Origin of the sequence: Paenibacillus yanchengensis (assembly GCF_042684845.1) — a bacterium.
Lineage (GTDB): Bacteria > Bacillota > Bacilli > Paenibacillales > Paenibacillaceae > Pristimantibacillus > Pristimantibacillus yanchengensis.
The window spans coordinates 106,437-122,173 of record NZ_JBHUMH010000022.1 but is presented as its reverse complement, the minus strand read 5'-3'; the positions used below and the strand labels follow the sequence as shown (position 1 = coordinate 122,173).

Sequence of the window (15,737 nt, the reverse complement as noted above, 5' to 3'; positions counted from 1 at the left end):
TTCTCATTTTTTAGTAAAATAAACATCCCTAATTACGCGACACGTAGCTAGGGATGTTCCTTATTTTTTTATAGTTTAATGCATATTACTTTTTGGTTCCCATTCGTTTGTCCAGCGCGCTTCAATTTGCTCACGCCACTGCAGTGCTCGTGCTGATAAATCTTTAGTAATTTCCGGATGTGCTGTTTGAATATTATTTGTCTCACCCATATCTACCGATAAATCAGCCAAATGGACATCATCTTCTACTGGTGGGGTATACTCTTCCAATTGCCCGTCTAACACAAGTTTCCACTTCCCATGACGAACAGCCGTTTGCGGTCCCATTTCCCAAAATAAATATCGTTCCGGAGCTGCTGCTCCATTAGCTAGTACATCAATAATATTCGAACCGTCTAACTCGTACTTATCGAGCGAACCACCTGCCGCTTCTATAATCGTTGGGAATACATCAATCGCACAACAGGGTTCTGTAATTACTTGATTGGCAGGTATTTTGTTAGGCCAACTCCAAATGCCCGGAACACGGATACCACCTTCATAAAGGCTGAACTTATGCCCTTTTAATTTTCCAGCAGAACCACCGTAATACAAATCTTCCGTTCCATCAAGCCAATTGCGTGATTCACGCGATGGACCATTGTCACTTTGATAGAAGATAGCTGTATTGTCCAAAATACCTTGTTTCGTTAATTCCGCCACAATTTCACCTACACCATCATCTACCGCCGCTAACATCGCCGCCATTATTTGTTTATCCCATGGTAAATGAGCAAAACGATCGGTATATTTTTTCGGTGCATGCATCGGATAATGCGGTGCATTATAAGCGACATAGATGAAAAACGGTTCATCGGACTCTGCATGGCGTTTAATATAATCGACGGTAGATTCGGTAATCACTTCTGTAAAATATTCACCATCACGATTAATTTCCTCACCATTATGCCACATATCATGCGTCGGATTATCTTGCCCACCCCAATAATAAATATGGGAATAATAATCGATACAACCAGCCATAAAGCCTGTCCATTCTTCAAAACCATGACTATGTGGACGGCATTCTTCCTTTAACCCCAAATGCCATTTGCCATATAATGCTGTATGATATCCTAACGACTTAAGCTCGGAAGCAAGCGTTGGTACTTCTGGTAATAATCCACTTGTGTGGCGCTTACCACCTAAGATCGAACGAACGCCACTATTTCCCGGGTAACGTCCAGTTAACAATGCCGCACGGGATGGGGAACAAACAGAACTAGCAGCATACCAATCCGTAAAACGAGCGCCGCTTGCAGCTAACGCATCAATATGCGGTGTTTGCATATCAGGAGACCCCATACAAGAGAGATCTCCGTACCCTTGATCATCCGTCATAAAGACGATAAAATTAGGCTTTTTAGTCTTTGTCATCGTAATGTCCTTCCTCCCATCTTTCATCAATAACAATTTTAAGATTCTGTATAACGATTGTAAGCTTCTTTATAAACGTCCATATAATCATTTAATCCCATTTTGTTCAATGTATCCATATACTTTTCCCACTCCGAGAATGGTACCGATCCAGAAATAAATTTCACTTTCATCTCATTAACATACGTTGTAATATCATTACCTACTGATGCTAAGAAATCAGATTCCGCTTGCGTATGTGTAAACGGCGTCCATACTTCTTTCGGGAAATGTTCACTTACTTTTGCAGTTGCCTCCATAGCGGATGGGTAACTTGCGCCACCTTTAGAAAACTTCTCTGTTTGAACGGTCGGTTGACCTGAACCTGGCCATGGCATATGTTGTCCTACCGCTTCATCCAATGTTAAACCATTCGGATTGTTCGTAATATCTTCGACATATTGATATTGTCCATCTGCTGTTTTCGTAAACGTTTCGCCTTCTTTACCCATAAAGAATAATTCCATTCCTTCTTCCGAATACCAGTAGTCAACCCACTGCATCGTCCGCTCTGGATGTTGGTTTTTGTTCGTGATTACGAATGCACCGGCATTACGTAACACTGGGTTTACAGAAGTAATAATTTGATCACCATAAGGACCTTTTAACGCATGCATCCCAATATAATTATCTTTTGTTTTTTGACCGATTGGTACTGGGTTAGGGAATATAAATGAGCCTACAAGATCGTCTTCCCCTTTAGCCGTTAGTTTAGAACTGTTCATCGTAAAAATTTCTTTATCAATTAAATCTTCTTTGTACAACTTATTCAAAAATTCCAACACTTCTTTATAACGATCATCGCCTGGTATAAAGCGCAGTTCATTCGTTTCTTCATTCATATCTACTAATGGATGAGCACCGCCACGATTACCTAATCCCCAAAATCCTTTTAACGCATTAATAATAGATTCTATATCCGTTGACGTTAGTGGAATCTCATCTGCTTGTGCATTTCCGTTACCATCTTTTTCTTTAAATGCTTTTAACATTTTATAAAAATCGTCAGTCGTTTCTGGTTCTGCCATCCCAATCTGGTCTAGCCATTTTTTATTAATAAACATTTTTCCGCCATAGTTCGCTGATTCGAAATCACTAACGAATGGTAACGAATAAATATTACCGTCTGCTTGTGTAATTCCACTACGTACTTCCGGGTACTTCTCGAATAATTTCATGAGATTAGGTGCATGTTGCTCAATCAAATCATTTAGCTTAATAAATACACCTTCACCACCACGAGCCATTACATCAGAGTTACTTAATAACGCTCGATAAATCGCATCGGGATAATCGCCACCGGCTAACAATATATTACGTTTTTCTACAAAGTTAGCATCTGGAACTAAGTCCCATTCTACTGTAACACCAGACATTTGCTCATAATCTTTCCAAACCATCATATCTTTATAATCAGCATGGACTGGTGTTCGTGACGCTAACATTTTTAACGTAATTGGTTCATTTCCTGCTGCTTCGCCCCCATTACCCGGCTTATTCGTTTCACCTGCTTGTTCCGTTGTGCCCGGAGTAGTTGATGGAGTACCACCACTATTACCGCTTGAGCCACAAGCTACGAGTAACGTCATTAACACAACATAAGTTACGATAGACAGTACCGTCTTTCTAGTCATTTTCTTCTTCATTTTAATCCCCCTAAAATGTAATTGTATAAGGCGTAATCTAGATAGACTACGTTAACCTTTAATCGCGCCAATCATAACTCCTTTAACAAAATAACGCTGTAACATCGGGTACAAGACAAGTACCGGTAAACTAGTGACAACAATTAAAGCATATTTGATGCCTTCTGCTGACAACAGCTGCGCTGCTGCCGAATCATCTGCTTGATCAAGCATTTGTTGCATTTGGCTTTGAATAAGTATTTCCCGAATAATTAGTTGCAATGGATACTTTGTTCGATCGCTTAAATAAATTAGTCCGTTAAAAAATGCATTCCAGTGCGTTACGCCATAGAACAGAACCATTACTGCTATTATCGGAATCGATAATGGCAAAACAATTCGCGTTAGCGTCTTCATCGTCGATGCACCGTCAATCGTAGCTGCTTCATGTAATTCCTCTGGAATATTTTCAAAAAAAGTACGCATTACGATTAAATTATAAACAGATATTGCTCCCGGTAATACCATTACCCAATAGGAATTAATTAAGCCTAATTGTTTAATGACAAGATACGTTGGAATAAGCCCACCGCTAAAGAACATCGTTAATAAAATAATAACCATAATATATTTACGACCAGGCAACGTTCTTCGAGAAAGTGGATATGCGCCCATAATCGTTAATACTAAATTAAGAATAGTTCCCGCAATCGTATATACCAATGTATTAGTAAATCCTTGCCAAACTTCCGTATGTTGAAACACTTGTTTATACGCTTGAAACGTTATTTCTTTCGGAAACAGTAGAATGTCGCCACGAATAACAAGTAACGGATTACTAATTGAAGCGCTAAGTACAAAGATGAGTGGATACAAAATAATAATGAGTACACAAGTTAATACGGTTGCATTAGCAATTTCAAATAGCCGATCTTCTTTACTTTTAATTGTCATTTTCTCCACCCCCTAGAACAAACCGCTACCGCTTATTCGTTTCGCTGCTCGATTAACCGTAAATAATAATACGACGTTAACTAGCGAGTTGAACAAGCCGACTGCTGATGCAAAGCTATATTGTGCCCCAAGTACACCACTCCGATAAACATACGTTGCAAATACATCGGACGCTTCCATATTCAAATCATTTTGCATTAAAAATATTTTTTCAAATCCGACATTCATCAATGATCCGATGTTAAGCACGAATAATATAATCATCGTTGGCATAATACCCGGTATGTTAATGTGCCAAATTCGTTTCATCCGCCCAGCTCCATCAATCATTGCTGCCTCATGCATCTGTGGATCAATATTCGTTAATGCTGCAATGTAGATGATCGAACTCCAACCGGCATTTTGCCATATACTCGAACTGACAAACAACGTCTTAAACCAACTGGCTTCCGTCATAAAAGATACTGGTTCGATGCCGAACAACGCCAGTATATGATTAATAACACCACTAGTAGGTGAAAGAAACGTTACTAACATACCAACTAAAACGACTGTTGATAAAAAATGCGGCGCATATGTTACTGTTTGCACAACCTTTTTAAAACGACTACTTCGTACTTCGTTAATCATTAGTGCCAATATAATTGGAATCGGAAAGCCAACTAATAATTCATACACGCTAATGCCAATCGTGTTCCAAAATAAGCGAGAAAAGAAAAAAGAATCAAAAAATCGCTCAAAATGATACAATCCCACCCAGTCGCTTCCCATAATGCCTTTCAATGGAGAAAAATTCTTAAAGGCAATCTGCACCCCATACATCGGCCAATAATGAAAAATAATAAAGAACGCAAGTACAGGCACGAGTAGTAAATATAATTCCCAATGACGCGCCACTCTCTTTAGCAAACTAACTCCTCCCTTCTAGTTGTTCCTTTTAGTTGTTTCTTACACTTGTTACCTAAACTGCTTTTCTGGAGCTGTTCTGTAGATTCTCTAGAACTGTTCTGCAGATTTTCTCAAAGTTGTTCTGAGTTGTTCTGAGTTGTTCTGAGTTGTTCTCAGTTGTTCTGAGTTGTTCTCAGTTCTTCTTGTGGATTTCTTTGAGACGCTGTTATCGCTTTCATGATTTGATCATAATCGTTTATAGCAATTTACGTCGACAAGCAATGCTGTCTTGAGAGTGCTTTTATTGTTGTATTTAATTAATATCGAGCATCACTTAACGCCAAACCCTTGTAATTACTGGACTTTTCTCCTGCAATCTAAATATAGCGTGCAATATTTGTGGTCACCGTGCTTATTTGTTCCAACAAAGGATCGAGCTCAACAACTCAGTAAAAACTGACTACTGAACAGCAGTCACATCGCCCAAGAAGGTTACATAGGTACGACGCTTGGTGAACAAATACACAAAAGATAATGTAGACAACATTACTGGAGATAGTATTTGTACGAAGAATTGTATAAAGGGACTTGACCATGGAAGATCGGCGGGGAGTAGAATTTGTACGATAAACGTATAGTAGGCACTAGTAGGGTTCCTTCTCTGGTAGATTAGTAACCTCGAGGATACCCTACTTTTTTTGTGCTTGGCAAGATTATAAATTTTGTTACACAGACAATTTTACGCCTTCGAGAAGAGACTGGACTGGTGGAGGGCAAGCTTTATACGATAAAACATATAAAAGCGCATGGAAAGTCGGTGAATGGCAAGTTTTATACGATAAAACGTATAAAAGCACACGAGAAGACCCGTGGAGGAGGTAGCTTTGTGTGAAAAAACGTATAAAGCACACAAGAAGTCGGCCAAAATATAGACTTTGTACGAGAATTCGTATAAAAGGGCTTCGACAGACAATCGGAATGCATCCTTCGTACGAAACCGGTCTAATGGATAGTAAGTAAAAGCCGCCAACCAAAAAAAGAACAAACATAAAATATGAACTCGAACACAAAGCTCAGTTAAGTCGTTTCTAACATCACCAAACTAACAATTAATAAAACACTTATCGAATACTCTGTTCACTAGTTAAATTCCCGCAGTTTTTCCTTGTCAAAAGCGACCGTTACTTTTTCTTTTATTGCCATGTAACATTGCTCTGTCGTTAACTGTCCTTCTATCGCTAGTTGTAATTGCTCTTGCAAAATCGTATATAATTCTCCAATAAATGAATCACTAATAGACGCAGGATATCTCGCTTCAGATAATACAATTTGCTTTTCCCAAAAAGGGACTAGTGATAAATCGGCATAATCGTACATTTTACTTTTCAAAGTCGATATGTGAGCTCCAGAATTAATATTTCGAGCTTGTATATTATATTGTTCTGCTACGTCTTCACTCATTAACGTTTTTATTATTTCCCAAGCTAATTCCTGCTGCGTAGATTCCTTCGGTATCGCTAACACTAGATCAAAGTACAAACTTTGACTAACATCTCTGTTTGCTGGGTCTACTGGTTCTGGAACAAAACCATAGTTAAACGAAGCTTCTGTTGCAAAACGATTCGCATTCACTAACATACCTCTGTACATTGCAGCCTTTTCCTCTATAAATAATTCGCCCATTCCAGCAGTGACAGCACCTAATTGATGAGCCATAACCACTTGTTCTAGTGCTTCCATCCACTGTTGCTCTGGCAATTCGACAGCCGTTCCAGCAGAATCGAATAGAAGGGACGCCATATTTAATAGCAGCTCCTCCGGACTTAAAGACAAACTTTCTATTCCAAATGGTTCCCCTGTAAATTGTGCAGCGATATGTAATAACTCTTTCCAAGTCATTTCATTTGGCAAATCATCGACCTGCATAGCTGCAAACATATCCTTATTATAAAAAATGCCATCCACATTTGCTCTTGAAGCGAGACCATATAACCCTTCATCTCCATCTTTCATAGCTGTAACCATACTATCCGAAAATTGTGTGAGGTCAAACCTATCTCGCATCACATACGATGTAACATCTTGCAAATAGTCATCATTTCGTAATTGTGCAAACTGATTCCAAGGCAATACGACTAAATCTATTGGAACTTTATTACTATCTTCCGTATTACTATTGTCTGTATTGCTCACATTAATTTCTATACCAGGAAAGTGGTCCAATATAAAATTCCCATAATTTCTATAAAACTGTTGTTCATCGATAAGACCACCTGTGGAAATGGTAATCTGTTGATTCGTATAATCCTTGTGAATTACATTCGGTGCTGCGCAACCGACGACCATAATCGTTACAATCAAAAACATCATTACTCGATATAATTTCACCATGGGCTACTAAGTCACCTCTCTCCTCTATTCTTTCGTTATTCTTCCTTTGCAATGATCGGTAACAATTCCATATCCCACTGCTTTATCGCCTCTTCCAGAGGAAGTTCATTTGTTATCATCAAAGAAAATTGCTTATCTATATAATTTCGTACAGCTGCTTTTTTAGATCTCGGTAACCCTTCGTCAGCGGATAAATACGGAATATTAGTATAATAGGCTGCCATATTTTTCGTAACATCTTTTAAAATAGTCGATCTTATTGGTATATCCCATCGGAGAATATCAACATTATGTTTTTTGCGTGCGGCTAGTTCACTATTTAAGTAAACCCATATTTGTTTGGCAACATCTACTTGACCAGTATGTTTGTATACGCTGCTAACTTCAGCAATCTGACTAAAGGAGGTGCGATTATTACTTGCTTCATCCATCGGAATAGCAGCAATATCCCATTCAAATGTTGGTGGATTTCTTCTAAATTCCTCCCACAATCGATTTGTTTCTACTATCATCGCAGCCTCTTCAGCGTGGAACATACCCCCTCTATACTCCGGATTTGTAATTAGGTCAGCTTTAAATTTTTCTACAACTAATTGCGCTAATTTCTGCCACTGCTCATGATGAAACAGCGTTTGTTTATTCACATCATCATACCAATCTAATCCGTAGGCTTTGCCAAGTTGTAAATAAAGTTCACTCATCGAATAATATGGTAGATGTAAGCCGATCACCTTTTCTTCTTGCCCTAGTTTACTAATAACCGTTGCCAACTCGAGCAATTGCTCCCAGGTCATATCATCCTGCGGTTCCTCTAAGCCCATTTTTTTGAATATATCTTTATTGTAGTAGATTGTGTTTGGTGTAATTGTTTCGGCAAATGCATGTATGTTTCCATCACCAATGGTAGCAAGCATCTCTTTCACATTGTGATCGACCGTTTGCATCTCTTCCTTACTCATCACATCTGTTACATCACGCAATATTCCCGCTTCATAGAGTGGAAAATAAAGTGCCGCTGGATAATATAATATATCCGGCTTATTCTGCTCCACGAAGGCGATAAACTCATCTACTAACCAATCTCTAGCATGCATAACCCCGTCATTCGTTTGTGGATCATAGGATACATATTCAGATCCCATATACGTGCCAGCACCAATAATCGGTTCATATTCGATAACTTCAATCGTCACATTAGGAAAGTGATGTGTTAAACTACCATAATGTTCGTTAAACTTCATTTTAGTACTATATATTATTTTCACATGTTTCTTTTCATCCGCAGGTGCTAGCGTACAGCCAGCTAACAATAAAATGATCACTATAATTAAAAAAATTCGTCTCATCATCTTCAGCCTCATCGTCTTTTTACTCCTCACTACTTTCATTACTATTTTTATCGTTTACTAGGATCATTTCTGCACTAGTTTGTAACGACGTTACTACTTCCTCTGTACTCATTGTCGTCTGTAGCGCATCCAATAAAATATCGTTTATTTGTGCATGCAGTTGCATCGCTAGTTCGAAACGAAGCGGACGCTCGATAAACGCTTGTTTCGGCGCTACTTTATAAAAAGCTTGTAGGTCTGCTTTAACTATGTCCGTTGTATATTTTTCTCTAGCAGGTAGGGCAGATAGTTTTCCTTGTTTTTGTTTTAATTGAGCGAACTGCTCCCCATTGATGTACAACATAAACTCAGCGCTCTCCTGCACATGGCTTGCCTTGCTATTTATACCGAATAACGTATTTGGCTGCAATGCATCGGTACTTTCTAACCGATCATCCGTCGGCATCGTGACAACGGACAACGCCCCAATCAAATTCACTTTGCTGCAATCTATCCAACAGGTAAGAATAATCAACAGTGAGCACGACATTCCCTTCCGTAAATGCAGCATTTTCAACCACGGATCGATCCCCATCCATTTCTTTCGTCATAATCGTACCTGCTCTTGCCTTTTCTAGCACGTTGCTTATAATATCTCGCCAACCATTTGTCTCAAACGTTACATTCCGCGCCTCATCGATATATTGTATATGTCTGGACTCTGCTATTTTAGTGACAAGCTCCACCATATCCCGATTATAAAAAAAACTAACAGCATCCATACTTCGTCCTTTCCTTGCTCGTTCTACGTTAGCTGCAAAGTCTAATAACTCACTCCAATTCATGCCATCGGTAGGGTAGCTCATACTCAATTGATCAAGCAATGTTTTGTTATAAAAGGTTGCCTTTCCAGTAAAGGTCGGAGATAGTGCATACAGATGACCTCCTCCATACAATCGTAAATATTGAATCAATTGTGTATTTATTACATCTAACTGAAATTCTAATAATAGATTACTTTCAATGTCACTTTCTGTTTATCTGCGTTGTTACTACATCCTATAAGTAGCAATAAAACAACGAGCGAAGCAAAAACTTTTTTCACCACTACATCCCCTTCAGTTTTTACTACTTCCGCATCCACAACCCATCCTATTATTATAATAACTATAAAAAATTACTTTACTTGCAATATTATATTAAAACCCTATTAGCAAACTATTATTTTTGTTTAAATATGTTAAATCTTTCTTAATACTTCTACTAAAAAAAGAAAGACAGCCATTTGTTTACGATTGGCTGTCTTTAGAATTATTACGCTTCATGCATTTTACTATAGCAAGCTAACTTCAATTAAAGCCCACTTCCCGTTAATAGAGCAATTATTACAGCACCGTACCCTAATAAACCAACTATCAAAACAACCAAATTAATGATCATTAAAATACCTTGTAGCTTCAAATATTTTTTATAGTTATCAAATAATCCATCCATTTGTCCTGTATCATATTCCAATACTAACCTTCCTGCACTTTCTGCACTTCTAATAAGAAACAAACCAAGAAATATAGAAATCACTCCAGGTATTGCCCCAACGACAAACGCAAGTAAACCGAATAGTGCCGAAATTACTCCCATTACAACAGTAAACCAGCCAACAAATTTACCCCATTTTTGAATACCTCTTAATGTGTCTACAGCAAATGGTGATAGCATAAAATATCTCCTCTCAACATAACGCAACTTTTTTTGTCATAACATTCTCATGATCACTCGGTATATGGATATGAACAATTTTGTAGCAATATTACAGCACAATTTGGTCTTATTTTCTTGTCTAAAAGGACAATATAGGATACAATACATACAAATTAGATGAAAGTGAGTGATTAGGGATGACAGTCTGCTCTAGATTTGACGTATTAAATAATAAGGTGCGGAAGTATTAATAATAATCACTTCCGCATACATTAGCGGAGGGTATGAATATGTTTAGTTATTATGGTCCATTATGTACAGAATTGTATGATTTCACCAAACCAGTGGGGAAGTCACTCGATGGAGACATCGAATATTATACGGAACGATTGCAACAGACGGATGGCAAGATTTTAGAAGCAGCAGTTGGTTCGGGGCGTTTTCTTATTCCTTTGCTTGAAGCAGGTTTTATCGTCGATGGGATGGATTACTCACCTGAAATGCTACAATCGTGTAGGCAACGTTGCGAACAGGTTGGGCTAACTCCGACTTTATACGAAGCGAAGCTACAAGACTTTTCGTTGCCGGAGCGGTATGAAGCAATCATTATTCCAACAGGGTCATTTTGTCTGATTGACGAGCGTGAAGATGCCATAGCAGCGCTACAAAACTTTTATAACCATTTAGTACCAAATGGAAAATTAATTGTAGATTTGCAGCTGCCAGCTGACTGGAAAGATGGAGAAATAACTACTTCCACTTACCTATTACCAAGTGGTGATGGTATAACACTCGAAAGCAAATCAATTCAGCTCGATTGGCTGCAACAAACAACCGAAACGTATCTCACATATGAGAAGTGGCGAAATGGTCAACTTATTCAAACAGAATTGCAACGTTTTGCGATGCGCTGGTATGGAATTGAGGAATTCCGCCTTATATTAGAAAAGATCGGATTCCAATCCATCAGCTGTTCTGCAAATTATATATACGGACAACAGCCGACAAGTGCAGATCAGATAATAACTTTTGAAGCTAGTCGATAAGCAATAGTTTAAACCATATAGATCAATGCAACATTTAAATTATTGAAATGAATAACGAGGATGCAAGTAAGGCTAGTTTATACTAGCTTTCTTGACATCCTCGTTGTTTATTTAGACTCTTTTCAGTTTAACGCTCTAACCATCTTGCTAGTGTGACTGCTGCTTCCGCTCTAGTAATTGCTTGAGTAGGACGGAAGGTTTGATCATCATATCCTTTTATTAACCCAGCTTCATACACACGCTCAACTGCATCTTTGGCCCAAGGTGCGATTTCATCGCTATCCTTAAACTTAGTTGCAATCTCACCTGCTGGTAATTGCAACGCTCGACTGATCATCAATGCTAGTTCTTGTCTTGTCACTTCATCATTTGGTGCATACATAGTTGCAGTTCTTCCTTGGATAATGCCATGTTCGGCTGCTATTTGCACAGAGTCATAAGCCCAATTCGCCTTCGGAACATCTGTAAATGTAGTAGACTCCTCAGCGGCACTATTTTCCGTTTCCAATCCGAGCAAGCGAACGATTAACGTAGCTACTTCTGTGCGGGTTAACGATTTTTTTGGCTTAAACGTGCCATCTGGATAACCGGTCATAAGTTGTTTATTTACTAATTGTTCGATTGCTGCTTGTGCCCAATGCCCTTTTATATCGATTAATTTATTCACTGGTTGTTCTGTGCTTGGTTCAGTTTCCTTTGTTGATTCTTCTTCTTCTTCGGTGATTCCTTCTTCCCCTGCCTCACCACTTTTATCTTTATTGTCCTCTTTTTCCGGTTTTCCTGTATCTGCTCCATCTTGTGTTGGCACATATGGTGGATAAACTACCGTTCCTCCACCTCCAGATGTAGAATGGATTTGTTTCGATACTTCCTCACTAAAACTATCCGCCTTATTTACTGTGCGAGCATAGATTGTAATATTTCCTTCTTTTTTCAGTTCAAATGGAGTGATGTATGTTTTCCATTCATCCGACTCGCCAATTCGATATTCGGTTCTCTCGATACCAACAACATCATCCGTACCACCTACTATCGTAACAACTAGTTTATCTCCGACTTTTTCCTCATATGTTATTACTGGTACTGTTGGCTTTCCTTTGTGAATTTTAATTTCTGACTCAACTATTTCTGAAATATAATTTGCATTGAGAGCATCTATTTTACGAGCATAAACCTTAGTTTCTCCTTCGTCCACCACTGTAACAGGTTCATTATAATTTATCCATTCATCCGATTCACCAAATTTATACTGTAATTTATATCTTCCTAATACTGCATCATCTACTATAGTTAATACTACATCTGTATTACTCCAGCCTTCGTTCGATAACTGAATCGTATGGGTGGCTGGTTGCTTTGGATTAGAACTACTTACTTGTTTAATCTCAAAATCATCCACATATACAACCTCGCCCTTCATACCATTAGACCAAACATAAATTTTAGCACTACTACTTCCAGCTTTAAATTTTAACGTATATTTTTCATACTCTTCACTATCATGATTAATAAATTCAGAATGTTCTTCAAACCCATGCTCTTTAACTCCAAATTGTAACTTTACAGTCGGATCTCTATTTTCTATTTTAAAATAAGCTGACACTTCGTACTCTTCTCCTGGAACAAATCCTGATAACCATTTGTACTCAATACTTCTGTTGGTGTTGTTAATTTTAGCACTATTATTTCCACTACGTGCTTCTGAACTAACTTCAGCATCAAAATGGTACCAATCAGTACCTCCATCTTCAAATCCTGGATTTTTAAAAACTACTTTATTGAGACTGTTATAGTTCATACTTTTCTCATTAGATATTTCACTCTCTAATCGATCAGAATATGCAGATATTGCAACGAAATACAACTCTTCATCCATTAATTTGAAAATGGTTTTTCCCGTAGCTATTCCCACATCAATCACTGCATCATATTGACCTGTTGCTGTACCAATATGCACTTTATACCCCGTTGCACCAGGAACAGGTGACCAATTGGCATGCAAACCTTGTCTGTCATTTCTTAAATCAATCAATATTGGAGTATCCAGCGTAGTTACTTCTTGTTCAACAGGAATTTGATACCCAGGAATCCAATCGTCTCCCACCCCATATGCCCCAACATATGTCTTACCATCTTCTGTAGTAGCATCCGTAATACCTGGTATTGGGATACCTAGCCCTTGAGCTATCGAATCTTCACGAAGTCTAAAATCATTACTTTCAGAATTTATAAAACCAACATCTAATAGTCTATCTATTTTAGTAGTACCATTTGTTAGTGGTAATCCAACCCCATTAGTTCTAGTCATTATAGCAGTACCAACTAATAAGTTATTACTCTGTGTGGAACCATCAACTATGAAAGGTTTATCTACCATAATATTATTACGAACTATATTACTATCAAGATTATGCACTTTAAATCGTGACAACATCGTGTTATTGTAAACCTCATTATGAGCAACAATCGGTATCCCTCCACGATGAGTTCTATTTAAAAATATAGCTTCTGATTGAATGTTGTAGAGAACGTTATGGTGTAATTTGAAATTATTAGAACCGTTATCAATGTATATCCCATTTCCATAGCCAAAATACTGCGTTTGATCATCGTGAATATAATTATATTTAACTTCTGTACCTGATCCATCTACGTCACAACATACATAAAGACCAGCTAAATCTTCATTGGTCATTCCATAGTTGGAAATATCATTATAGGAAATTTCACTATTATTAAAATGTGAACCAATTACGTCATCACCGAAGCGAATGCCATCGCGAGCAGTGTTGAAGATAGTATTCCTACTAATAATAATGTTGTCATTATCTGCTGATATACCAGCAGTGTAGGTACCCGTGTAATTAACATCATGAATGTAATTATTAATAGCTTTGCCACCTTTACCAACCAATGCTATACCATTGCCAGCACTATATGCGATTTTACTATTTCGAATCTCATTGTTCTCTCCATTAAGTATAATACCAGTGTCACCGGAGTGAGAGATATAAATCCCACCATAGGATAAGCTAGGATCGCTTGGCTGTGTTACAAAGTGCGAAATATATTTTGCATCTATCCCATCGATGACGTTATTACTACTATTTGCATTAGTAGCTATCGTAGAAGCCAGAATATTAACATTTTTTATTGTAATATATTGCCTATCACTTAAATCAAAAGCATTATTTCTCATCTTCACCTGTACTTTGCTTGGACTTTCTCCATCAGGTGCCCATAAATAAAGCTTGTTTTCCACTTCCCCATTATAAAACCATTCTTTAGCTGTATCTAGAAAAAGCATTTTACCTGTCAGGTAATAATGTGTAAAATAATTACTTCCCCAATTCGGAGGAATTACACCAACATTGCCATTATCATAAGCAGCTTTTACAAAGTCAAACTCACCTTCTTTATTAGATGTCACCTCACCTGTCTGAGAAACCCATTTTCCATAAGATAAATGATAAAATATCGCACCTTTCAGATCTCCACTCGGTAATTTCGAGTCTTTAACCGTTCCTCCGACATTCGCCGTTGATGTACTACCTGCCTCGGCAAGTGCCAACGTTGGTTTCATTAATGTACCTGTATTATTCGGATAGCGTGCTTCTGTCATCATTTCACCATTCACAAAAATTTGGTTCGCAAAAATTCCCGTATTACTGTAATTTTCTACGGGCAACTCTATATCCACTTCGTAAATATTATCTTTATAAAGCTTCCAATCCGCATCGTCAATCCAATCCGCTCCACTAATTGTTACTTTCTCTTTATTATAGGGCTCAAATACAATTCGATTATTAGCGGTTCCACTATTTTTAGGAATAACTTCTTCCTCATATACTCCACCTCGGATGAATACTGTATCACCTGCTACAGCTACATCGGCTGCTTTTTGGATGGTTTTAAAGGGACCAGAATTATTTCCTCCTGGAGTTACGCTTAATCCATCGTTATCATCATCACCTTCTTCCGCAGATACATAATAATATATCGGATCGGATTTAAACATTTCTATTTCTGGTTCTTGTTCAAGTTTTTGTTCTTGTACCTGTTCTTCCACATTTATGTCAGTTATTTTTTCTAAAGGTGTAGCAAAGGTAATTGGAATAGCCCCAAGTAACAACCACACACTAAGTAAAATAATACTATATCTACTTTTTAAAATGGAAAACCAATTAACATTCATCTATTTTCCTCCTTTAAAATGCATATATTTTTTGACAGCGCTTACTTTCCTCCCTCCTTTATGACTTACAGCCTTATTATATTCAAATCCACCTTTAGCAACAACAGGTGAGGTTAGTTATTTTATATGATAAAATAGACATATTTATTGCAAGCGT

Annotated in this window: 11 protein-coding genes; 1 reads left to right on the top strand and 10 read right to left on the bottom strand. The window is 37.8% G+C overall.

What is annotated here, in order from left to right:
• Window positions 1–75: 75 nt before the first annotated feature.
• From ACFSTH_RS11070 to ACFSTH_RS11030, 9 genes are all read right to left on the bottom strand, one after another.
• Window positions 76–1,416, bottom strand: coding sequence for a sulfatase family protein (locus ACFSTH_RS11070; RefSeq protein ID WP_377771247.1), 1,341 nt, complete (start codon window positions 1,414–1,416; stop codon window positions 76–78).
• A gap of 38 nt (window positions 1,417–1,454) precedes the next feature.
• Window positions 1,455–3,101: an extracellular solute-binding protein gene (locus ACFSTH_RS11065; RefSeq protein ID WP_377771245.1), complete on the bottom strand. Its 1,647-nt coding sequence runs from the start codon at window positions 3,099–3,101 to the stop codon at window positions 1,455–1,457.
• 51 nt (window positions 3,102–3,152) lie between these two features.
• Window positions 3,153–4,034 carry a carbohydrate ABC transporter permease gene (locus tag ACFSTH_RS11060; protein ID WP_377771243.1) on the bottom strand — a complete coding sequence of 294 codons (882 nt, stop codon included), beginning with the start codon at window positions 4,032–4,034 and terminating at the stop codon, window positions 3,153–3,155.
• A 12-nt stretch (window positions 4,035–4,046) separates the two neighbouring features.
• Complete coding sequence (locus tag ACFSTH_RS11055; protein ID WP_377771241.1) at window positions 4,047–4,943, bottom strand: ABC transporter permease; 897 nt, start codon at window positions 4,941–4,943, stop codon at window positions 4,047–4,049.
• A gap of 1,119 nt (window positions 4,944–6,062) precedes the next feature.
• The gene (locus ACFSTH_RS11050) at window positions 6,063–7,313 is read right to left on the bottom strand and encodes an ABC transporter substrate-binding protein (protein ID WP_377771239.1); all 1,251 of its coding nucleotides are present in this window, start codon (window positions 7,311–7,313) and stop codon (window positions 6,063–6,065) included.
• Between the two features lie 35 nt (window positions 7,314–7,348).
• On the bottom strand, window positions 7,349–8,662 hold the full coding sequence (locus ACFSTH_RS11045) for an ABC transporter substrate-binding protein (RefSeq protein ID WP_377771237.1): 1,314 nt from the start codon (window positions 8,660–8,662) through the stop codon (window positions 7,349–7,351).
• A 19-nt stretch (window positions 8,663–8,681) separates the two neighbouring features.
• On the bottom strand, window positions 8,682–9,140 hold the full coding sequence (locus ACFSTH_RS11040) for a hypothetical protein (protein ID WP_377771235.1): 459 nt from the start codon (window positions 9,138–9,140) through the stop codon (window positions 8,682–8,684).
• Window positions 9,094–9,615 (bottom strand): hypothetical protein, encoded by a 522-nt coding sequence (locus ACFSTH_RS11035; RefSeq protein WP_377771233.1) that lies wholly within the window; start codon window positions 9,613–9,615, stop codon window positions 9,094–9,096. Before ACFSTH_RS11035 ends, ACFSTH_RS11040 begins: the two co-directional genes overlap by 47 nt.
• Before the next feature lie 379 nt (window positions 9,616–9,994).
• Window positions 9,995–10,357, bottom strand: a complete 363-nt coding sequence (locus ACFSTH_RS11030) for a DUF5362 family protein (RefSeq protein ID WP_377771231.1) — start codon at window positions 10,355–10,357, stop codon at window positions 9,995–9,997.
• Window positions 10,358–10,629: 272 nt separating this feature from the next.
• Here ACFSTH_RS11030 and ACFSTH_RS11025 point away from each other — a divergent pair, with 272 nt between their 5' ends.
• The gene (locus ACFSTH_RS11025) at window positions 10,630–11,385 is read left to right on the top strand and encodes a class I SAM-dependent methyltransferase (RefSeq protein ID WP_377771229.1); all 756 of its coding nucleotides are present in this window, start codon (window positions 10,630–10,632) and stop codon (window positions 11,383–11,385) included.
• A 127-nt stretch (window positions 11,386–11,512) separates the two neighbouring features.
• Here ACFSTH_RS11025 and ACFSTH_RS11020 read toward each other — a convergent pair whose 3' ends face one another.
• The gene (locus ACFSTH_RS11020) at window positions 11,513–15,580 is read right to left on the bottom strand and encodes an S-layer homology domain-containing protein (protein ID WP_377771227.1); all 4,068 of its coding nucleotides are present in this window, start codon (window positions 15,578–15,580) and stop codon (window positions 11,513–11,515) included.
• Between the last annotated feature and the right edge of the window lie 157 nt (window positions 15,581–15,737).

Bases quoted from the DNA above. Each gene is read 5' to 3' on its own strand.
- ACFSTH_RS11065 (WP_377771245.1), bottom strand. From the start codon at position 3,101: ATGAAGAAGAAAATGACTAGAAAGACGGTACTGTCTATCGTAACTTAT.
- ACFSTH_RS11030 (WP_377771231.1), bottom strand. From the start codon at position 10,357: ATGCTATCACCATTTGCTGTAGACACATTAAGAGGTATTCAAAAATGG.
- ACFSTH_RS11045 (WP_377771237.1), bottom strand. From the start codon at position 8,662: ATGATGAGACGAATTTTTTTAATTATAGTGATCATTTTATTGTTAGCT.
- ACFSTH_RS11060 (WP_377771243.1), bottom strand. From the start codon at position 4,034: ATGACAATTAAAAGTAAAGAAGATCGGCTATTTGAAATTGCTAATGCA.
- ACFSTH_RS11025 (WP_377771229.1), top strand. From the start codon at position 10,630: ATGTTTAGTTATTATGGTCCATTATGTACAGAATTGTATGATTTCACC.
- ACFSTH_RS11070 (WP_377771247.1), bottom strand. From the start codon at position 1,416: ATGACAAAGACTAAAAAGCCTAATTTTATCGTCTTTATGACGGATGAT.
- ACFSTH_RS11020 (WP_377771227.1), bottom strand. From the start codon at position 15,580: ATGAATGTTAATTGGTTTTCCATTTTAAAAAGTAGATATAGTATTATT.
- ACFSTH_RS11050 (WP_377771239.1), bottom strand. From the start codon at position 7,313: ATGGTGAAATTATATCGAGTAATGATGTTTTTGATTGTAACGATTATG.